This window comes from Microcoleus sp. LEGE 07076 (genome assembly GCF_015207455.1).
Classification (GTDB): Bacteria; Cyanobacteriota; Cyanobacteriia; order Cyanobacteriales; family Microcoleaceae; genus Microcoleus.
In genome coordinates, this window is sequence record NZ_JADEWV010000057.1 from 1 (window position 1) to 22,537 (window position 22,537).

At 45.9% G+C, this 22,537-nt stretch carries 12 protein-coding genes, 2 pseudogenes and 1 CRISPR repeat array; of the genes and pseudogenes, 9 read left to right on the top strand and 5 right to left on the bottom strand.

The window, feature by feature from the left end; genetic code table 11:
• Window positions 1-179 (top strand): annotated as a pseudogene (locus IQ270_RS11900) (photosystem II q(b) protein); the annotation flags it as partial.
• Window positions 180-752: 573 nt separating this feature from the next.
• Here the strand turns inward: IQ270_RS11900 and uca are convergent.
• The 3 genes and pseudogenes from uca to IQ270_RS11915 all read right to left on the bottom strand — a co-directional run.
• Window positions 753-4,250: pseudogene (uca, locus tag IQ270_RS11905) on the bottom strand (urea carboxylase); the annotation flags it as partial.
• A 14-nt stretch (window positions 4,251-4,264) separates the two neighbouring features.
• A CRISPR array of direct repeats spans window positions 4,265-10,549; the repeat unit is 37 nt; unit sequence GTTTCAATCCCTAGTAGGGAGTGTGGTTTATTGCGGC.
• Between the two features lie 253 nt (window positions 10,550-10,802).
• A complete protein-coding gene (locus IQ270_RS11910) occupies window positions 10,803-10,985 on the bottom strand; it encodes a hypothetical protein (protein WP_228056282.1) in 183 nt (60 codons plus the stop codon).
• Window positions 10,986-11,374: 389 nt separating this feature from the next.
• Entirely contained in the window at window positions 11,375-11,593 is a 219-nt protein-coding gene (locus tag IQ270_RS11915) for a CRISPR-associated endonuclease Cas1 (protein ID WP_255532413.1), read from the bottom strand.
• Window positions 11,594-11,794: 201 nt separating this feature from the next.
• Between IQ270_RS11915 and IQ270_RS11920 the strand changes: the two genes are divergently transcribed.
• The 7 genes from IQ270_RS11920 (at window position 11,795) to IQ270_RS11950 (ending at window position 17,668) form a co-directional block, all read left to right on the top strand.
• Complete coding sequence (locus IQ270_RS11920; RefSeq protein ID WP_193973428.1) at window positions 11,795-12,529, top strand: calcium-binding protein; 735 nt, start codon at window positions 11,795-11,797, stop codon at window positions 12,527-12,529.
• A 14-nt stretch (window positions 12,530-12,543) separates the two neighbouring features.
• Entirely contained in the window at window positions 12,544-12,729 is a 186-nt protein-coding gene (locus IQ270_RS11925) for a hypothetical protein (RefSeq protein WP_193973429.1), read from the top strand.
• A 182-nt stretch (window positions 12,730-12,911) separates the two neighbouring features.
• Complete coding sequence (truB, locus tag IQ270_RS11930; RefSeq protein WP_193973430.1) at window positions 12,912-13,853, top strand: tRNA pseudouridine(55) synthase TruB; 942 nt, start codon at window positions 12,912-12,914, stop codon at window positions 13,851-13,853.
• A gap of 17 nt (window positions 13,854-13,870) precedes the next feature.
• On the top strand, window positions 13,871-14,512 hold the full coding sequence (locus tag IQ270_RS11935; RefSeq protein WP_193973431.1) for an NADPH-dependent F420 reductase: 642 nt from the start codon (window positions 13,871-13,873) through the stop codon (window positions 14,510-14,512).
• 10 nt (window positions 14,513-14,522) lie between these two features.
• Window positions 14,523-14,753 (top strand): membrane protein insertion efficiency factor YidD, encoded by a 231-nt coding sequence (yidD, locus tag IQ270_RS11940; RefSeq protein WP_193973432.1) that lies wholly within the window; start codon window positions 14,523-14,525, stop codon window positions 14,751-14,753.
• A 404-nt stretch (window positions 14,754-15,157) separates the two neighbouring features.
• Window positions 15,158-16,372, top strand: a complete 1,215-nt coding sequence (locus IQ270_RS11945; protein WP_228056284.1) for a response regulator — start codon at window positions 15,158-15,160, stop codon at window positions 16,370-16,372.
• A gap of 315 nt (window positions 16,373-16,687) precedes the next feature.
• Window positions 16,688-17,668 carry a glycosyltransferase gene (locus IQ270_RS11950; protein WP_193973433.1) on the top strand — a complete coding sequence of 327 codons (981 nt, stop codon included), beginning with the start codon at window positions 16,688-16,690 and terminating at the stop codon, window positions 17,666-17,668.
• Window positions 17,669-18,122: 454 nt separating this feature from the next.
• On the opposite strand, the gene IQ270_RS11955 is transcribed toward IQ270_RS11950, so the two are convergent.
• Window positions 18,123-18,947 (bottom strand): cyanophycinase, encoded by an 825-nt coding sequence (locus IQ270_RS11955; protein ID WP_193973434.1) that lies wholly within the window; start codon window positions 18,945-18,947, stop codon window positions 18,123-18,125.
• Window positions 18,948-19,431: 484 nt separating this feature from the next.
• Window positions 19,432-19,629, bottom strand: coding sequence for a hypothetical protein (locus IQ270_RS11960; protein WP_193973435.1), 198 nt, complete (start codon window positions 19,627-19,629; stop codon window positions 19,432-19,434).
• A gap of 836 nt (window positions 19,630-20,465) precedes the next feature.
• Between IQ270_RS11960 and IQ270_RS11965 the strand changes: the two genes are divergently transcribed.
• A complete protein-coding gene (locus IQ270_RS11965) occupies window positions 20,466-22,376 on the top strand; it encodes an acetate--CoA ligase family protein (RefSeq protein ID WP_193973436.1) in 1,911 nt (636 codons plus the stop codon).
• Window positions 22,377-22,537: the final 161 nt, after the last annotated feature.

Below are 22,537 nucleotides of genomic sequence, written 5' to 3' on the forward strand. Positions count from 1 at the left end.
TCAACCAATCGATTATCGACTCTCAAGGTCGTGCAATCAATACCTGGGCTGACGTGATCAACCGCGCTAACTTGGGTATGGAAGTAATGCACGAGCGCAACGCTCACAACTTCCCGCTCGATTTGGCAGCGGGTGAAACAACTCCAGTTGCAATGGTTGCTCCTTCTATCAACGGTTAAGTTTTAACTTTTGATTGACAAAAAGCGCTCCTAGAAATAGGGGCGCTTTTTGTTTGGGAAAACAGATGTTTACTGCGGAGATTTGAACTATCTTTAATCTGAGATATTGCACCATTTGCAATAAGTTTTTAAAGGGCGGGCTCTCCTGCCCACCCCACAAGAAATTCACTGGGATCATCTCTGTCGGAAAGCAGCCAAGCTAGAAATTGGAGACAGGAGACAAGAGAAAAGAGGAAAGAGGAAGGAAGAAAGAAGGAGTCATTCGATTTTAGATTTTAGATTTTGGATTTTGGATTTACCCCACGGACAAATTCGGGGGCTTGAGGATTTTAGATTTTAGATTTTGGATTGCACAAATCAATCCGGGGGCTTGTACAAGTTTTGAAATTCGCTTGTCAAAAGAAGTGTTTTTACAAATATGAGATGCTCCCTATTCACTCTTTGTGGAACACGCATCTTACCTGCAAAAAATAGGAGCTTACTTCTGACTCAGAAGTAGCTCACAAGAAATTCAATCTTTGACAGAACAGGGCGGACAGCCGATTCTTGAAAATGTATGTGCAAGATTTGAGTTTAATGCGGTTGAACCGCCACTATAATTTGTCCGGCTGTCACAGTTTGCCCTTTTTCACAAAACAACTCGACCACAGTGCCGACAACATCAGCAGTAATCGCAATTTCCATTTTCATCGCTTCCAAAATTAACAGGCGATCGCCCTCAGCAACCGCATCTCCAACATTAACCAGCACCTGCCAAACATTTGCAGAAACGTGAGCGACAACTGCCTCGCAACCAGCGGGCAAAGTAACCTCCCCCGCTGCCTGAGCAGCCAGATCAGCCGACGCTTCTGCCGCAGCTTCTGAATCAAATTCCCCGCAGGCGGCCCAGCGATCGCGCTCTGCATTAAATGCAGTCTGCTGCTGCGCTTTAAACTCAGCCGCACTGCTAGAAATAGAACTTAAAAACTGATTGTATTCTCTTAAATTAAAAGTGATTTCCTCAACCTTTAATTGAAACTTCCCTTCAATAAATGCTTCCCGACAGGACTGCAATTCCTGATGAGAAACGGGATAAAATCGGATTTGGTCAAAAAAACGCAACAGCCAAGGTTTACCAGACTGGAAATCCGCGGTTTGTTTGAACCGATTCCACATTTGCACCGTGCGGCCGACAAATTGATAACCTCCGGGCCCTTCCATCCCGTAAACGCACAAATACGCGCCGCCAATGCCAACTGCATTTTCAGGAGTCCAAGTGCGCGCGGGATTGTATTTAGTAGTAACCAAACGGTGGCGCGGATCGAGGGGAGTTGCGACGGGCGCGCCTAAATAAACGTCTCCCAAACCCATCACTAAATAGCTAGCATTAAACACAATTTCTCTGACTTGTTCGATGCTGTCAAGCCCGTTGATGCGGCGGATAAACTCAATATTGCTGGGACACCAAGGTGCATCCGATCGCACAGACTGCATATATTTTTCAATCGCCAGCAGCGTCGATTCATCTTCCCAAGATAAAGGCAAGTGTACAATGCGCGCCGGCACTTCCATATTCTCGATCGCCCCAAGTTCCGCCTCAGCCGCAATCAGCGCCTGCATTAGCTGCTGTTGCGAAATCTGGCGGCCCTCAAAGTGAATTTGGAGCGATCGCATTCCCGGCACTAATTCGATAACTCCCGGCAGCGGATTTGCTGTCAGCCATGCCATCAAGGCGTGCGCCCGGAAACGCAAATTTAAATCCAGCACTAAAGGGCCGTATTCAACTAAAATATATCGGTCTCCAGCTTGACGGTAAGTAACAGCAACCTGTCCCGGAGATTCAGGAATTTCGTGCAAAATTGGAGAAGCCGGAACTGCGGACAATTCCTCCGCTTTCGCCTCAGAAACAGGCAAACAAAAAGTAGCAATTTGCCTATCTTGTGCTAATTCTCGCTGCAAAGCTTCAGCAAAACTCAAACAGTAGAAACGAATGCTGTCACCCGGTTTCAGTTGTCCGATTTTCCACAATTGGGACTGCACAATAGTAGCAGGAGAGACAAAACCTCCCAAACTCGGGCCGTCTTGACCGAGAATTACAGGCATATCGCCCGTAAAGTCGATCGTGCCGATCGCATAAGCATTATCATGAATGTTAGACGGGTGCAAACCCGCTTCTCCGCCGTCTTGACGCGCCCAACTTGGCTTCGGGCCGATCAGCCGAATTCCCGTCCGAGTCGAGTTGTAATGCACCCGCCACGCTGTTGAGAAAAACATTTCAATGTCTGACTCAGTAAAGAAATCCGGCGCGCCGTGAGGCCCGTACAAAACACCAATTTCCCAATGATTGCTGTAGGTAGGAATTATTTCCCCAGGCAAAGATATTTCCGCTGCCAAAGTTGCTGTTTGGTTGAGTTTTAATACATCTCCCGGACGCAGCGTGCGACCACCGTGACCGCCAAATTTGCCCAGTACAAACGTTGATTTGCTGCCCAAATATTCAGGTACATTAAAGCCGTGTTTCACCGCTAAATAAGTGCGGTAGCCGCCGCCTTCAATGGCTTTTAACTTGAGAATGCTACCCGCTTTTACTGGAATTGCCGTCCAAAACGGCACCGAATCGCCGTTAAGCGTTCCCTTCATCGTTGCACCAGTCAAACTCATAACTGTATCGGCATTAAATCGCAGAGTTGGGCCTGTGGCTGTCAACTCCAATCCTGCTGTCGATTCGGGATTTCCTACTAAACGATTTGCCAATCGAAATGCGAAATTATCCATCGGGCCAGAAGGCGGCACGCCCACATCCCAATAGCCGATTCTTCCCGGATAATCTTGAATGCTGCTGTAGGTTCCGCCATCCAATACATCGATCGTTAAAGGGGCGTATTCAAAAGAGTTTAAAAAGCGCGTGGTCAGTTCGCCCCGGTTGAATCGGGAATCGTCCAAAATCTGGCGGAGGTAATCTAAATTAGTTTCAATTCCCGCTATTTCACTTGCATTTAAAGCAGCTTTGAGTTTGGCGACCGCCTGTTCTCGATTATCCCCGCAAACAATTACTTTTGCTAGCAGCGGATCGTAAAAAGGAGTTACCTCAGTTCCAGTTTCTATCCAACTGTCGCAGCGGACGTTTTCAGGAAACGCAACTAAATTGAGCAACCCAGAACTCGGCTGAAAATTCTTGCCGGGATCTTCAGCATAAATTCGCACCTCAATTGAGTGTCCTTGCGACTGATATTGATAATTTTGCAGAGGTAACAAATCCCCAGAAGCCTGTTTTACCATCCACTCAACGAGATCGATGTTGTTGACAGCTTCAGTCACGCCGTGTTCGACTTGCAAGCGTGTGTTGACTTCCAAAAAGTAGAACTGTTTCGCCTCGACATCAAACACAAATTCCACAGTACCTGCTGATTGGTAATTTACTGCTTTTCCCAACCGCACGGCTGCACAGTACAACTGCAAACGCTGTTCGCCGGTAATTTCCGGGGCGGGGGTTTCTTCAATTACTTTTTGATTGCGCCGCTGCACCGAACAATCTCGCTCCCCCAAGGCTATAACATTGCCTTTGCCATCTCCAAATATTTGGACTTCAATGTGTCTGGCTGTTTGAATGTATTTCTCTAAAAAAACAGCGCTTTGTTGAAAATTGCTTTGACTCAAACGCTGTACTTTTTCAAATGATTCTGTCAAATCTCGATCGCCAAAACAAGCCTGCAAACCGATGCCGCCACCCCCTGCGGTACTTTTGAGCATTACCGGATAGCCGATCGCCCCAGCCGCCCTTTGGGCATCCTCCAAACTTGCTAAAAGTTCGCTTCCGGGAGTCAGCGGCACTTGATTTGCAGCGGCCAATTCCCGCGCGGTGTGCTTCAATCCAAAACACCGCAACTGACTCGGAGTCGGGCCGATAAATGCAATATTTTCCCTTGCACAAGCCTCGGCAAATTCCGCATTTTCGCTCAAAAATCCGTAACCCGGATGAATAGCTTCAGCTTTAGTTTCGCGCGCAACTTCCAGAATGCGATCGAACCGCAAATAACTCTCGGCTGCGGCTGCTGCACTGATACAAACTGCTTCACTGGCGGCAAAAACGTGCTGGGCGCGGGCGCGTTTCAATCCCTAGTAGGGAGTGTGGTTTATTGCGGCTCGAGGATCTAAAGCAGCCATACTAATCCCCCTAAAATGTTTCAATCCCTAGTAGGGAGTGTGGTTTATTGCGGCAAAAAAATTATTAGCGACTTGATGGATGAGTACGTTTCAATCCCTAGTAGGGAGTGTGGTTTATTGCGGCTTACCCATGCCATAAGCTGTAGAAATCATTTCTTTAGTATTGTTTCAATCCCTAGTAGGGAGTGTGGTTTATTGCGGCTAGTTTCTCCTAGTACGTTTGATTACAATGCTTTGTTTCAATCCCTAGTAGGGAGTGTGGTTTATTGCGGCTGAAGCGTGACGATTGTTGCTTGACATACCATACGTTTCAATCCCTAGTAGGGAGTGTGGTTTATTGCGGCCTAGCCGAATAAATACAGCCACGTCTACTTCCCGTTCTTGTTTCAATCCCTAGTAGGGAGTGTGGTTTATTGCGGCTTGACATTTGGTTTTGTGCCAATGCCTCTTGTCAGTAGCCGTTTCAATCCCTAGTAGGGAGTGTGGTTTATTGCGGCCGAAGATTCCATTCTATGCGCCCTTTCAAGCTTCGTTTCAATCCCTAGTAGGGAGTGTGGTTTATTGCGGCGATTGTAATAATTATCAAGTTGTGATTTGTACGGGTTTCAATCCCTAGTAGGGAGTGTGGTTTATTGCGGCACTACATAGAAGAATGCAAAAAGCTCAGACCCCGCTGGTTTCAATCCCTAGTAGGGAGTGTGGTTTATTGCGGCGTTGTTACCAATGCGTTGGACACTATTCCATTGTTGTTTCAATCCCTAGTAGGGAGTGTGGTTTATTGCGGCAAATTTCAACATATCGGAGCAACTCAATCTTAAGTTTCAATCCCTAGTAGGGAGTGTGGTTTATTGCGGCCATTGGCTGCAATTTTTAATACCATCAAAGGAAAGTTTCAATCCCTAGTAGGGAGTGTGGTTTATTGCGGCCCAACCAATTACATCAAGTTTTCCCGCCGTCCGATCGGTTTCAATCCCTAGTAGGGAGTGTGGTTTATTGCGGCTTATATTAGCAGCGGGTCGCTTGCCTAATATCCGGTTTCAATCCCTAGTAGGGAGTGTGGTTTATTGCGGCGTTACCTAAAGGATGTGGAGGTGTCGGAAATATCGGTTTCAATCCCTAGTAGGGAGTGTGGTTTATTGCGGCATCGTATAGAAGACATTGTGGATTATTTGAGCCAAGTTTCAATCCCTAGTAGGGAGTGTGGTTTATTGCGGCAAAAACTGATATGCGTGATTTGTTTCGTGGTTTGGCTGTTTCAATCCCTAGTAGGGAGTGTGGTTTATTGCGGCGTTTATTGCGGCGCAATGAGTATTGGTTTGCTTATTGTTCAAGTCCGTTTCAATCCCTAGTAGGGAGTGTGGTTTATTGCGGCCCAAATTCAATTGCAACATCACGCAAAACAAGATCGCGAGTACGTTTCAATCCCTAGTAGGGAGTGTGGTTTATTGCGGCGTAAAAATTGCCGGAAAATGGCATCACTACGGTGAGTTTCAATCCCTAGTAGGGAGTGTGGTTTATTGCGGCTAGGGGTATTGGGTAAGTCCGAAAGATTAGAGATAAGTTTCAATCCCTAGTAGGGAGTGTGGTTTATTGCGGCTCACAGATATTAACCTGCTTATGTCCGCTATTCCAGATAAGTTTCAATCCCTAGTAGGGAGTGTGGTTTATTGCGGCCGTAGCAGAGATACGTTCTCAAACAAAAGGATTAATTCGTTTCAATCCCTAGTAGGGAGTGTGGTTTATTGCGGCGTTATCGGTTCCCAGTGGTGGAGATGCTGCCAAATCGATCGTTTCAATCCCTAGTAGGGAGTGTGGTTTATTGCGGCCTACTCGTTATGATGTTATTCTTACTTACGAGGATTTTAAAGTTTCAATCCCTAGTAGGGAGTGTGGTTTATTGCGGCCAGGATACTTGAAAGTTTTTAGCGTCCTCTACTCTCTGTTTCAATCCCTAGTAGGGAGTGTGGTTTATTGCGGCATTCAATGAAAGTCTTTGCAATTCGTGTTGATACGTTTCAATCCCTAGTAGGGAGTGTGGTTTATTGCGGCGTGAAATAGTCAAACAATCAATCACTACCGCAGATTACAGTTTCAATCCCTAGTAGGGAGTGTGGTTTATTGCGGCATGACATTGAATTGATTGGCGATTACAACGCATTCGGAGTTTCAATCCCTAGTAGGGAGTGTGGTTTATTGCGGCAAGAACTACAAGTAAAGATTCCAAAAATGGCAGGTTTCAATCCCTAGTAGGGAGTGTGGTTTATTGCGGCTTCAGGAGGGCGATCGGGATATCAAGCATTTTGCTCGTTTCAATCCCTAGTAGGGAGTGTGGTTTATTGCGGCTCAACCGAGTCGCTAACTCCAGTGATAGCCAGTTTCAATCCCTAGTAGGGAGTGTGGTTTATTGCGGCTTTTATTATGCGGTCTACCGCGTTATAATATAAATACGTTTCAATCCCTAGTAGGGAGTGTGGTTTATTGCGGCCTGGTTTTCTACATGAAATCATCGTGCCGTCACCGGTTTCAATCCCTAGTAGGGAGTGTGGTTTATTGCGGCGTTTTTGATCGAGCCTGAATCCGAAGACTTCAGCGTTTCAATCCCTAGTAGGGAGTGTGGTTTATTGCGGCATTTAAAAAGATAATTCGAGATATTTGGAAGGAAGTTTCAATCCCTAGTAGGGAGTGTGGTTTATTGCGGCGTAATTGCAAAAGCTTATTATGCCCGTCCCGAACGTTTCAATCCCTAGTAGGGAGTGTGGTTTATTGCGGCTAAAGGAAATTGCGGCGGCAGGTTTTGGAAGTTTTGTTTCAATCCCTAGTAGGGAGTGTGGTTTATTGCGGCGTAAATTTGCTACGCCAGCTCAAATTACTGCCGCTATAAAGTTTCAATCCCTAGTAGGGAGTGTGGTTTATTGCGGCTAGGACAAACTTAGCAAATCGCTTGGATTTAATTAAGTTTCAATCCCTAGTAGGGAGTGTGGTTTATTGCGGCAGAAAGGCCCTGCCGTAACGGTCACATATTGGTGTTTCAATCCCTAGTAGGGAGTGTGGTTTATTGCGGCAGGGATTTCTACAGTTACAGCCTCCAGTTATTTGTTTCAATCCCTAGTAGGGAGTGTGGTTTATTGCGGCAAGACTTCAGCTACTTGTGTGGCTGGCACTGGCAGTTTCAATCCCTAGTAGGGAGTGTGGTTTATTGCGGCTCGACCCCAAATCGGAGTTGCCAGCAGAGATGGAGACGTTTCAATCCCTAGTAGGGAGTGTGGTTTATTGCGGCCATTTTTCATAAACCTCAATCAATGAAAAGCTTGTTTCAATCCCTAGTAGGGAGTGTGGTTTATTGCGGCTAAAATTTCAGAGCAAATTTGATGAATTGAACTGTGGTTTCAATCCCTAGTAGGGAGTGTGGTTTATTGCGGCGCGGCTGTTGGAATCTGGATATACTTTTAGTGAAATAGGTTTCAATCCCTAGTAGGGAGTGTGGTTTATTGCGGCTAGCAGCCATTGCAGCTTTCATAGCCCAGTCCATTGAAGTTTCAATCCCTAGTAGGGAGTGTGGTTTATTGCGGCAACCGTTCGACTGATTTCAGCATCAGTTCTATCAAGCGTTTCAATCCCTAGTAGGGAGTGTGGTTTATTGCGGCCTTCCGAATCCATTCAACCAGGATAGGGAGGATGGTTTCAATCCCTAGTAGGGAGTGTGGTTTATTGCGGCGGGAGTCTGTCTCTGGTTTAAAGAAAACCAGGTTCTGTTTCAATCCCTAGTAGGGAGTGTGGTTTATTGCGGCACAACACAGCCGCCACAGTATTAGCATCTAGTTTGTTTCAATCCCTAGTAGGGAGTGTGGTTTATTGCGGCTCAATTGCGGCCACATCCGATAAATCCTCTGGCGATTCAAGTTTCAATCCCTAGTAGGGAGTGTGGTTTATTGCGGCGCCGAAAACTTTTAGCTTGCCTTCTTCATATTTGTAGCCACGCGTTTCAATCCCTAGTAGGGAGTGTGGTTTATTGCGGCAATTGACGTGCATAAGTCCGCAGTTGCCGATGTTCCGTTTCAATCCCTAGTAGGGAGTGTGGTTTATTGCGGCGATATGACAAATTTCGCAATTTTGAACAGAGAGAAAACATGATACGTTTCAATCCCTAGTAGGGAGTGTGGTTTATTGCGGCAGAATGTCGGACAACATTATTAGGGTCTTGCGTGCTTGTTTCAATCCCTAGTAGGGAGTGTGGTTTATTGCGGCGTGAAAGATTTTATATGAATAAGCTAATTAGTGCAAGTTTCAATCCCTAGTAGGGAGTGTGGTTTATTGCGGCCTTTTTTCGCTATTTCTGATGGGTAAAATTCTCCTTTTTTCGTTTCAATCCCTAGTAGGGAGTGTGGTTTATTGCGGCTTTGTCTAATTCCAAAACTTCTGGTTGTGTGCAAGATTCTGTTTCAATCCCTAGTAGGGAGTGTGGTTTATTGCGGCATATTGCTACCAAATAGTGCCATGAGCGCTCGTGTTTCAATCCCTAGTAGGGAGTGTGGTTTATTGCGGCTTTTGTTTGTACAAGAATGACTGTTCATCCTATTTCAAAGTTTCAATCCCTAGTAGGGAGTGTGGTTTATTGCGGCTTCCTGCGCTTGCTTTTTCTCTTATCGTAAGGAAATTGTTTCAATCCCTAGTAGGGAGTGTGGTTTATTGCGGCTTGGCTGCCTCGCTTCGGCGAGTGTAAAATTTTCGTTTCAATCCCTAGTAGGGAGTGTGGTTTATTGCGGCGCAAATGAAAAGAAAGAAGCATCGCTAACATTTTAAGTTTCAATCCCTAGTAGGGAGTGTGGTTTATTGCGGCATGAAATGGGTTTGTATGCTCCAAGTTGTCAGTCCTGGTTTCAATCCCTAGTAGGGAGTGTGGTTTATTGCGGCTTGATGTTGTGTTGGGCGCGTTGGGGGGGTACAGGTTTCAATCCCTAGTAGGGAGTGTGGTTTATTGCGGCCCTACATCTTGATATAGAAAAATCGATCGCCTTTATAGGTTTCAATCCCTAGTAGGGAGTGTGGTTTATTGCGGCTCCATAATTTCAGCCTCACGAGCTTTATTTGCTTGTCTCATGTTTCAATCCCTAGTAGGGAGTGTGGTTTATTGCGGCTTCAGTGGGCAACTTTTGCTGAAATTGCATTCGTTCTGTTTCAATCCCTAGTAGGGAGTGTGGTTTATTGCGGCTTTCCGAAGGAATGGAGTCTGTCTCTGATTCAAGGAAGTTTCAATCCCTAGTAGGGAGTGTGGTTTATTGCGGCTCTATAAAGGTTTCGTTAGACTGCAAAAATGATTCTCCGTTTCAATCCCTAGTAGGGAGTGTGGTTTATTGCGGCTCTAAAAAAATGGTTCGAGCAACGGACTAAGTTGTTCGTTTCAATCCCTAGTAGGGAGTGTGGTTTATTGCGGCTTGAGTTGTTGAAAAGCCTTCATCAGAAAGTAGTTTCAATCCCTAGTAGGGAGTGTGGTTTATTGCGGCTGTTTGCTGAATATTCCCCCATTCCGTAAATCGGTTTCAATCCCTAGTAGGGAGTGTGGTTTATTGCGGCAACAGTGCTGCCATCACAGAGAATTGCAGGGACAGGTTTCAATCCCTAGTAGGGAGTGTGGTTTATTGCGGCGTTGTAAAGGAAGTTGCAGCGACCAAAAATTACGTTTCAATCCCTAGTAGGGAGTGTGGTTTATTGCGGCCTGCAAACATGAAGTTAGTATCTCTAGGGTCTTTTGTTTCAATCCCTAGTAGGGAGTGTGGTTTATTGCGGCATTGATATGTTCTTCCTTTCTTTATACATTGCTACGTTTCAATCCCTAGTAGGGAGTGTGGTTTATTGCGGCTGTAATTGTAAAGGCTGTAGAGAGGGATGCCTGAAGCGTGTTTCAATCCCTAGTAGGGAGTGTGGTTTATTGCGGCAAGCCCTAAATGAATGGCCCGAATAGCCCAAGCATGTTTCAATCCCTAGTAGGGAGTGTGGTTTATTGCGGCTTTTTTGTGGACTTGTACCCGCAACAGCAGATCGAGTTTCAATCCCTAGTAGGGAGTGTGGTTTATTGCGGCCTAGATCGAATTCTCCGCAACAGCGAAATCTCCAAGTTTCAATCCCTAGTAGGGAGTGTGGTTTATTGCGGCTCTGATTGGGGAATCCAATCATTTGGAGAAGGGATGACTGAGTTTCAATCCCTAGTAGGGAGTGTGGTTTATTGCGGCCGCCGGTGTGTGAAACCCTTGCTCTATTTGGTTTTCAAGGTTCAGTTTCGCCAACCTCCTCAGAGAATACCATTTCAGCTTTCGCTCTGTCAATACCATAGATCGCACCTCAACTTAAAATCCTTATCCAGCAACAGTTCTAGCAATTTCGCCAACCTATTTTTCCGAGAGGGAGCATCAAACCCTTACTCTATATAGATTATAGCCTAAAAATTTGACCCCCCAAATTTTACACCTACAGGTTGGCGAATTTTTACGCAAAGAAAATAGTTCGATCGATCGGCACTACCCCGCCAATACGCTCAATTTTACCTTGACAGCAAGCGCACAACGGAAAAAATAGGATGCTGTCCTCTGGGGGCTTGATGAATTTAGCCAAGCCCGATCGCAGCCCTAGACTTGCAGGTAGCCTAAATAAAATTTCCAAGCCAGCCATAGGAATTTTCAAAAAAAAAACGATCGCAGCCCTAGACTTGCAGGTAGCCTAAATAAGCGTCAAAACCAACTATAGCACTTCTCGGTTAGGTGAGCTAGACTCCCGCAATCAGTAATAAATCGGGAAAAAGCTAATCGGTAATGAGTCACAAATCATAGCTGGTAGCTAACCAGAACTCAAATTACCAATCCGGCAATTACCTATTACCGCTCGCTCGTGCGTACCTCATGTTAGTGAAAACCGCTATATATAGCCGTTCGATCGCGTTTTGAGGTATGCCCTGTGCCCTAGGCCCAGCGGCACCTCATAGGAGAGATCGAACGGCTATATATCGATCGCACTTTGTACATCGCGACGCAGCAGACTCTCACCAAAATTCATCAACGAATTCACAAGCTTGCGAATCGATGTCTCGGTTGAAAAACAAATCCTTCAGCGCGAATTAGCAGGTTAAAAAATCCAAAACAAGCCGCACTTCCAGCACCTTCCCATCCTGGCAGTAAGTTGATATTATCAGCTTTGTTTAGTTTGGCGATCGTGTTAGTATAAATTTGAGTTATTGGTGGTTCCAGCTTCCGTTCAGAATGATTGCGCCGTGTTTGAGACAAAGTAATCTGATAATTTTTCAACTTATACCATTTTTCTAAAGATGTGCTATAGATGAAGTCTTAGCCCCCCCTGAATAAGGGGGGGTTGGGGGGGTAATATCTAGCGCTACTTTATGAAATTGGTATTACCTCAGATCAAGCCAAAAAACTCCAGCTTTTAAGCTAAGTTAGAATGGCAAATTTCTACCACTGTGCAAAATCATGCCATCAGCAGTACCAGTCAGGATCGTAATCACAACCCCAACCCCCACCAGCGGTGGTACCAGTCCCGGAGGGGCTGCTAACGCCCGCAATGGCACCAGCGGCCCTGACTCCCTCAGAGGTACTGGAGGCGCTGATTTGATATTCGGTTTGGGCGGGCCAGACAGCATTTTCGGCTTGAGCGGAAACGATTCTCTGTACGGCGGCGACGGCGACGACTCAATTGTGGGCGATGCGGGCAATGATTTGCTGTTCGGCGGTGCAGCCCGCGACACCGTTTTGGGCGACGCCGGCGACGATACTGTCTACGGCGGCAAAGGTTCTGACTCGGTAAGCGGCGACGATGGCAATGATTTGCTTTTTGGCAACCAAGACAGCGATACTTTGTTGGGCGGCGCGGGCGATGATACGCTGTTTGGCGGTGCGGGGGACGACTCGCTGTTTGGCGGCCTCGGCAATGATTGTTTGTCGGGCGATCGCGGCAGAGATACTTTGACTGGTGGCGCCGGGAATGATACTTTTGCGATCGGGCGATCGGCAGACAACGATGTGATTACCGATTTTACTGTTGGTACCGATAAAATTCGCTTGAGAGCAGACCTCACTTTTGGTCAACTCAACATTTTTGCCGGGACAGGAACTTCGGCCAGTACAATTATTCAGCTTACAAGCAGCAAAGAAATTCTCGCTACTGTATTGGGAGTTACTGTCTCTCGCACGGACTTTATTTTTTAATTAACAGTTGGTTGTTGGCAGTTGGCAGTTGGCAGTTGGTTGTTGTTAGTTGGCAGTTGTTAGTTGGCAGTTGGCAGTTGGCAGTTGGCAGTTGGCAGTTGGCAGTTAACAGTTGGCAGTTGGCAGTTGGCAGTTGGCAGTTGGCAGTTGGCAGTTGGCAGTTGGCAGTTAACAGTTGGCAGTTGGCAGTTAACAGTTAACAGCTAACAGCTAACAGTTAACAGCTAAAATTTTCCTAACAACTGACAATTAACAACTGACAACTGACAACTAACAACTAACAAATAACAAATAACAACCAACAACCAACAACCAACAACCAACAACCAACAACCAACAAATAACAAATAACAAATAACAAATAACAACTAACAAATAACAAATGACAACTGACGGTTTTCTCAATCTCCACAAACCTGCGGGCATCACATCTCACGACTGCGTGGGTCGAGTGCGCCGACTACTGCAACTCAAGCGAGTCGGACACGGAGGAACTCTCGATCCGGCGGTGACTGGCGTTTTGCCGATCGCCCTGGGTAAAGCAACCAGATTGCTGCAATTTCTCCAACACAACAAAGCTTACCGAGGTACGATTCGGTTTGGCTTAACAACCGCTACAGACGATTTAGAAGGAGAAATTATCCATTCTCAACCGGTGCCGGATTTGACTTTAGAAAAAGTGCAAGCCGCACTGCCGAACTTCCTAGGAAAAATTGAGCAATTTCCGCCGAATTTTAGTGCGGTTCAGGTGGGAGGAAAACGCCTTTACGAGTTAGCGAGAAAAGGCGAAAAGGTGGAACTTGCTGCTAGGAATGTAGAGGTTTTTCGGCTGGAAATCTTGGATTGGCGGTCGGGGGATTTTCCTGAGTTGGATTTGTCGATCGCCTGCGGGGCGGGTACTTACATTCGGGCGATCGCCAGGGATTTGGGCGCACAGTTGAATGCAGGCGGTACTTTGGCTTGTTTGACTCGTACCGAAAGCAGCGGTTTTTCGATCGACCAAAGTCTCAGTTTTGCCGAATTGGAACAGCAATTGCAGGAGAATACATTCCGCCCGATTTTACCCGCGCAGGTTTTGGGACATCTAGGCACGATCGTCCTTTCTCCTGAATATACCAAACGCTGGTTTCAAGGACAGCGCCTCCCCATTCCCGAAACGCCGATAGAGGGGAACCAGAAAATTAGTAGCAATCCTCCCGAAAACTTAACAGCCCAACCTCCCTATCCCTTGCAAGTTTACGATCGAGATGGTAAATTTTTAGGTATCGGTCAAGTAGCTTCCTCAGAAACAAGTATTATATTGTCTCCTCAAATTGTGCTTTAGCTATCAAAAAGGTAAACATGAAAATAGGTATAATTGGTGCAGGAAATGTTGGCGGAACTCTGGGACGCATTTTAACTCAAAAAAATCACTCGATTGTATTTGGTGTTAGAGATCCGCAGAGTGCAAAAGTGCAGTCTGCTGTAGCTTCTACAGGAGGAAATGCGCGGGCGGCTAGCGTTAGACAAGCTGCAAGTCACGGTCAAATTTTGATCTTAGCTACGCCTTGGAACGGCACGCAAGAGGCGATCGCCGCTGCGGGAGATTTGACTGGCAAAATTATTATTGACGCTACTAACCCGATCGAGCTGACACCCGCTGGACTTGCTGCGGGACTGACAATCGGACACACAACTTCGGCGGCCGAAGAAATTGCCAAATGGGCGATCGGAGCGCAAATTGTCAAAGCTTTTAACAACATTGGCGCAAGCTGTTTTGAAAATTTGCAGTTCGGTTCGCAAACAGCAACTGCTTTTATTTGCGGAGACAATGTAGATGCGAAGAAAATTGTCACTAATCTCGCGCAAGATATCGGATTTGAAGTGGCAGATGCCGGAGAACTCAAGCAAGCTCGATTGCTGGAACCGCTGGGGATGCTGTGGATTCACCTAGCTTTCAGCGGTATGGGACAAGATTTTGCGATTAATTTAATTCAGCGCTGAGGTGAAAATTGTGAAATTATTATTAATCGGATTAATCCGAGGCTACAAAATGGGGATTTCTCCTTACTTGCCCAACGCCTGTAGATTTCAGCCCACTTGTTCGCAATACGCGATCGAAGCAATAGAAAAATTTGGGGCGGCCCGCGGCAGCTCAATCGCCCTTAAGCGGATTTTGCGCTGTCATCCTTTTCATCCAGGAGGTTACGATCCAGTACCTCCCAAACATAATGAGGAGAATTAGTCATTAGTCACAAGCAAAATTTTAGTTATTAATTAATTCTGCAAATAGGCTTTTCACCCTGACGGCTAACACCACCGAGGGGAATGATACCTTATGGCACCCGAAATTTGAACATCGGGAATGCCTGATGAATTAACGGTTTCGATCGCAGGCTTCTTCAATTGGATTATTTTGAGGAACTGGTATCAGATCGTTTCCGCTGTCATCACTATTGTTCCAACAGTCAACAGTCAACACTCAACACTCACCTGACGGTGCAAGGGCAATTAATATCACTACCCGATCGAGTTGAAGTCGCAGCATTAAGTGTTTTTATTGAGCAAAATTCAGTAATATTACTGTTCTTTTCCACAGCAGGGCAGCTATATAATCGTAGAAACAGACTAAAGGGGATGCGAGTGGATATGTCTGGGAGCGCAATCGGGTACAAAATGTTGTCTCATACTCTGGCAGTGCTCGGCCAGAAAGAAGCAACGGGAAAGCTGCTTTTAGAGCAAGGGGAACAACAGTGGCAACTATACTTTTTTCGGGGTAGTTTGGTTTATGCCACAGGAGGAGCGCACAGGGCCAGACGCTGGTACAGGGCGATCGGGCAACACTGTCGCAACTTTCAAGTCGATCTCCGAGACCTCGATGCTGCGGAACTGTGGGAATATCAACTGCTTCAACGAGGGATAGCCGCCAGCGAAATGAGTTTGGAACAAGCTAAGGCGATCGTCCACAGCAGCGTTTCGGAAGTATTCTTTGCTTTGATCGGTCAATCGGGTTTGCGCCGGGAGTGGCGCCCCTCCTCAAAATATTCTTCTAACGTAATCTCTTCTTTAATGCTGTCTTTCGCCGAAGTACAGCAAATTCTGTCTTCTACAGAACAGACTTGGCAAAAATGGAAAGCAATGGGTTTGTGGCTGGTAGATCCAGAACAAGCGCCGCTGTTAAAAAACTCTGCCGAGCTGCATAAAGATCGATTTAGTTCTAATTCTTTGATAGCTTTGGCTAACGTATTCAACGGCGAGAATACTCTTTGGGATATTGCATTTAAGAAAAAGCAGTGCGTGACAGTGGCAACTCGCGCTTTAGTTAATTACATCACGCAGGGTTTAGTAAATTTCCGTACAGTACCAGACTTGCCTTCGCCGATAGAACAGTGGCGACTTGCAGCAGCGATCGCCCGGCCGGGTCGCCCTTTGATTGCTTGTATCGATGACAGTCCCACAGTCTGCGAATTTTTAGAGCAAATTTTATTGCCCGCAGGCTATCGAGTCCTCAAAATTCAAGACCCGATGCAGGGAGTGGGCATCCTCGCCAAACACAAGCCTGGTTTAATTTTTATGGACTTGGTGATGCCGAAGACAACCGGCTTTGCTTTGTGCAATTTTTTGCGAAAAACACCGGCTTTTCGGGAAACTCCGATCGTGTTTTTGACAGGTCAAGACAGTATAATTGACCGCACGCGAGCGAAATTCACAGGTGCTTCCGATTTCTTGAGCAAGCCGGCAAATCCGCAACAGGTATTGCAAATAGCTGATAAATACTTGAAGATAAAAGGCGATCGCAGCCCTTTAACCACTCGCCACCACGACTTATTAAATTTGCACCAACTTACCTTAGCAAATTCTTGAACCAAAATTATGCTCGTAAAGCCTCACTTATCGGGTGCCTGACCCTCCAGGTCTCCCGATAAGTATTGTACAATCAAGACGCCACAGGATTTTTATAATAAATCTTGTAGACGCTGCATGGTTTTTCTTGATTTCAAAGCCCGAACTTCCGTAAACCAGCTAAGCGTGTATTGATTTTAATATTAGTTCCCACCAGTTCACAAAAAAATGCTGCTTTAGGCAACATCCAAGCCACAGGGTCATCAGTCATTTCCTGTTTTTAAATATAAAATATAAAATATAAAATGGTATAATCCATAAAACTTAATCTTAATTATGAGCGATCGAACCCCGCAGGTAAGTGTGGTGATTCCGGCTTACAACTGCGCCGCTTACATCTGCCAAGCGGTAGATAGCGTGCTCCACCAAACCTATAAAGACTGGGAAATTATTGTAGTAGACGACGGCTCTCGAGACGACACCAGATTAATTTTACAGCAATATGGCGATCGAATTCGCTACATTCACCAACAAAATCAAGGAGTTTCCATTGCCAGAAATCGTGGCATCGAGCTAGCCCGAGGAGAATTCATCGCCTTTCTCGATGCAGATGACTACTTCTTCCCCAACAAAATAGCAGCACAAATCGCTGTATTTGCAGCGCAACCAAATCTCGGAATAGTCCACAGCGGCTGGCGTCAAGTCAACAGTACAGGCGAACCGATAAAAGATGTCAAACCCTGGCAAAAAGTCCCTAAATTAAACTTAGAAATGTGGCTGCGATGGAAACCAGTATTACCCAGCGCGATGGTATTTCGCCGCCATTGGTTAGAGCGCGCTGGTGGATTCGACCCTCGATTTCCTCCAGCAGAAGATACAGATTTAGTGCTGCGTTTAGCCTTAATGGGATGCGAAGCAGATTGGCTGCAGCAAGTAACCGTTTGCTACCGCCAGCACGAACAAAGCGCCATGTACAAAGGTTTGCCTCAGGCTAAATCCCTAGCCGCCGTCACGGACAATTTTTTTGCCCGCCCCGAATTGCCCGATCAAATACGTTTGTTGGAAAAGCAAATCAAGTACAGTACCTTCGTTTGGATTGCTTGGTATTTGCACCGCACCGGTCATGCTGTTGAGATGGTAGAGTTTTTGCAGCGTTCCTGGAATTATACGCCTTATTTGCCTGTGGAAACAGTCATTAATTGGGCCGACTGTTTTGCCGAATTTTCGCATGAAGCAGGCGATGAATTGGATGCAGATTTATTAGCTCAATCTCCCGAATGGCAGCAGTTAATGCAGTGGACAATGCTCATCAGCTAATCGGTCTTTTAATATTTTTACACAATACAAATTAGATAAATTTATGCAACAGTATTATTAATCGCGGGTTATTTAATATTTTGTTTTCTCGAAGGGTTCTCGATCGGCCCGCCCTGACAAAACTGTTGCAATTTTTTTGATGATTTGTATAAAAAGACAATCAAATCTGTAGGGTGCGCCGCCCCCAAAATCTGTCAATAAAATCGACAATCTCATATATAGCAAATCCGGGTTTTGGATAGCCTCGATGAACCAGTCGGCGCCGAGGAAAGTTTGACTCGTTTGGCAGTTGCAACCGCCAAGCGAGTCACAGGGGTATGTTAGCAGCGCCAATTAAATAATTTACACAAGTTTGTGGGATGGGCTCTCCCGCCCATCCCACAAGAACAATAAAAATGGTAAGTTATTTAATTCTCATTCCTTACCCGGATTTGGTATCAGCCGATCGCGCTTTCTATGCTGCCGTTGCTAACACATCCAATATCGGCTGGCGAGTTTTCAAATTAAATCGGTATCCGTGAGGGAGGATGTGCAACTTCGCGCCACAAATCGCCAAAGCCTCATCGTTCAAAAGTCCCTCTATATTGTCATGGAGTTTTTCCGACTCGTCGATGACAGTTACAGCGCCTTCGCCAATCACTTCAAACTGATCGTCGCTGACTAAAATAGCTGTATTTTCGTCAATACCAAACCCCAAGACTGCTGGTTGCAGCAAAAGTGCGGCAACTAAGCGTCCCAGACGACCTCGCTGGGCGAAATGCTGGTCGATGACAATTCCCGGCAGGAAACCCATTCCCGGGCCCATTGCTACCACCTCAACCCGTGGATTTGTCTCCGAGTCTCCTTCAATAATCATCATGTCTGGCATCATCGCCGCGCCGGCACTGGTGCCACTAATGATTATCCCTTCGGAGTAGCGTTTGTGCATAGCTGCGTCGAGTTTGGTGTCTTTCAAGCAGGTAATAATCCGCGCTTGCTCTCCGCCGGTAAAGAATATGCCGGTTGCTTGTTCGATCGCTTCTAAATAATCTGAATTGTCGGCATCTTCGGGTGTCTTGGTGTCAACAACTCGCACATCTTCAGCGCCTAGCCGCTCAAACACTCGGATGTAATTATCTCCAACTTCTCCCGGCAAGCTTGTCGCAGCCGTCATCACTACAATGCGCGCTTTAGTGCCACCGGCGCACCGCAAGAACTCCCGCAAAATTTTGCAGTCGCCGTCTTTGTCTTCAGCGCCGCCAATAATTAGTAACTTCCCCTGATTTTTGCTGCCCGCCATACGCTTTGTACTTTTAATAGATTATATTTTAATTAAACATAAATTTTTTTTCGGGAAAACTGCTAAAAGGTAGATTTCGATACAGAAGTTTTACGATATACAAATTATTTGGGGTGAGCCAAGGTTTGGGATTGCTGTCATCGGAGATTGCTAGGAAACATTTGTGTGGGAATCAAGCGACTATATATACTCGCTCCTGGTGGACAGCACTACCACAAATGCGATCACACCGCACGCAGATGCTGCCACGAGAGCTACCCCCAGGCTCGAAATCACAGAACATCCGATCGCTCTGACCAGTTTTTGGTACAAAAAACTAACCCCTCCTGGCAGAGGAGGGATCAAAAAATGAGTTTACATTACAGGACTGAGGCGCGGGGGGTCATCAACCCGCTTTCAGATGCGATTTTTCGCTCCTCCTGATGTTAGTTTCTCCCAGAAACTGGGTTGATGAGCGTAAGTCCTAAATGAGTCCGATCGGCAGTTAGTGCGATCGCTCGATCAAATTGCTCAATACTGTACGCGCTCGTTCTAAAGGCAAGTGTCGGGGTTTGCCGTTCCAGACAATCTGATATTCGTTGCTGTTTTGACCGTCTCCGTACCCAGAAATCAGCTTGAGGTGAAATGCTTCCTCAGCTAATTGGTGAACTGTATCCCTTAGAGCAGTTTGTGCGATTTTCATAATTTGCTGCCTCTTAAATCCTTTTTCACAGTCATAACCAATTTAATTTGGCTCTGTACCTCTCCAAAGTTATAGCTTTTTTATTTGAATAAGTAGCCACAAATCAACCGCAAAATGCAACAAAATGTAAAGTTACCCCAACTATTGCCGTTGCTTCGTTTTGCTGCATTTTGCCCTGAAGCCATACCTATATATTTTGCCATTCACCTACTTAGTCATTAGTGGTTGGTAATCGATCCCGGGTATTGGAAAATTGTCTCGCTCTCCCGCTTTCCCTTGGGAGCCTATCGTTGATTTGTAAATTTTTTTTGTTTGAGTGATGTCCAGTTTCGCCACTCTTGTATTTTTGCTGAAAAATTTAAACTGGGGAAGCATTTGTCAATCAGCAATTATACTCATATTTTAGTGAGATTAGGGGTGGAAAATTGAGATTTGGGCGATCGAGCCGGGCACAGTATTTATCCCCGCTCATCTCCAAATTGCGAATTTTCGACTTTTGTTAAAAGCAGTTTTTTGAGTAATTTTTACTAATTGACAAAGGGAGCGCCAGTCTTAACTTCTCACTAATGGTTTCGCAAGTGCTTCGCGAGTCTGGCAAAAGCGATCGGCTGCGCGGGGACATCGCTGCGAAAGCAAAACACAGATGCTCCATCTCTGCAATAAGCTGTTCTACATTTAAACTGTATGTCAAAAAATAATAAAAGTCTTGTGGGGTGTCGGGCCCGCCCTGAATATGCAATGTTTATTGGCGCGAGGGCTGATCTATGCCGTCCGGTAGTATGCAATGTACCGACCTGAGAGTTATTATGACAGGTTAGTTAAAAGGAGGCTATAAAATGCTGCAAGAAAAAAGCACCCATGCAGCCCGTGTCAATGCTCGAAAAACCGATGTTTTTGATATTTTCAATTTCAAATACTATATTGGGCCAAACCCTTATTTAGAAACAGCGGCTTTAGTTTTTGATTTTGCGGTGACGGACGATCGGGAACCAAAGCCGATCGCACATTATCATGAAATTATTGGCGATCGCTACCCGCAACTGCTGCACGAAACTTTCTCGAACCACGCTCAACTGTTCGCTCGTACCTGCTCAGAAGTAGCAAAACTCGACATGGGTTTGCACTTCCAACACTGGAACATCAAGCCCTTTTCTGAGTTTAACAGAATCAGCATAGAAGCACTTCACGCCCGCAGCGCCAAAGCCGTAGTTTACGCTGTTTGGGATTGGTTTGAAGCGATCGATCAAAATCAAGACTTCCCATTGTCAGCACAAATAGGCGCGCTGCAAAATATGTTCCGGCAGTCTGTTTACGGAGGCCCGACAGTTTATTCATTAATGCGATCGGCATCCCAAAAAGGCATTCCCGCATTTTATTTGTGGGATGAAGGATTGATGCAATACGGTTACGGCAAAAAACTGGTGCGCGGCTCTGCAACAACTTTTGATTCCGACAGCCATTTAGACTCGGACTTTACCACACGCAAAGACGATTGTAAAGCTTTTTTGGCTACATTAGGATTTCCGGTTCCCAAAGGTGATATCGTCTCCACAGAAAACGGAGTTCTGTCAGTCGCCAAAGAAATTGGCTACCCAGTGGCTGTTAAACCAGTAGTCGGTCATAAAGGAATTGGTGTCACCGCAGATGTCCGAGATGCTGAAGAATTGCAGGCGGCTTTTAAAAGAGCAGTTAAGGCAATTCCCGAAACAGAACCGGTGCGAATAATTGTAGAAAATAGCATCAAAGGATCGGATTTTAGGCTGCTGTGCGTTGACGGCAAATTTGTTTCTGCAACTGAACGCCGACCCGCTGCGGTAACAGGAGACGGCGACTCAACTATTCGCGAATTGATCCGCCGCGAAAACCGCAAACCCGAACGTTTGGATACGCCAACTTCGGCGATGAGCAAAATTCAGTCCGACGAAGCGATGGAAATGTATCTGGAAGAACAAGGGCTGTCATTGGATAGCGTACTCGATCGCGATCGTACTGTTTCTTTGCGGAAAGTCGCCAATCTTTCCGCAGGCGGTGTCAGCATCGACGCTACCCGCACCGTTCACCCAGATAATATTATTTTGGCTCAAGATATCGCCCTGCATTTTCGGTTAACTTGTTTGGGAATAGATGTGGTAACAGAATCACTCGCCAAATCTTGGAAAACCGGAAATTTGGGGATTATCGAAATCAATGCCGCGCCGGGAATTTTTATGCACCTCAACCCGGCTGTCGGAGAAGGGGTTGATGTGCCTTCGCATATTATCGATACTTTTTTTGAATCGGGAAAATCCGCCAGAATTCCGATTATTAGTTTCAACCGAATCTCGGTGCAGGAACTGCAAGAAACCATCGACCATATTCTATTGCAGCATCCCGATTGGACAATTGGTGCTGTTTGTCGCGGCGGAGTTTTTGTCAACCGTTCTGAAAAAGTTTTGCAGACTAATTACAATCTTAACGTGCAAACTTTGCTGCGGAATCCCAAGCTGGATTTGTTGATTGCTGAATATCCCGAAGATGTTTTGGAAGCTGAAGGAATGTTTTATCGGGGCAGCAATATGGTGGTGCTGGATAATCCCGGGGAAACTGAGATGATTTTAGCAAAACAAAGCACTGATGACGATACTGTTGTGGTCAGGGAAGGAAGTAGTGTTTCTCTTCACCGCCAGGGGTTTATCGAACAGTATAGTCTGGGTCACGGGGAACCGTTTATGCGGGTTTATTTGAAGGAAATCGGGACTGTTTTGTAAGCGGCGCATTGCCGATTGGGTTATGTCGCAGCGCACCCTAAATTTAACAGTTAGTCAGATGCGAATTGACAGAATTAAGGTGGGCAGCGGCGCACTCTGAACCTTAAAATATTGGTTTTACTAGCCGCGACAATTTATAATTGTAGTAATGCCAAATTACC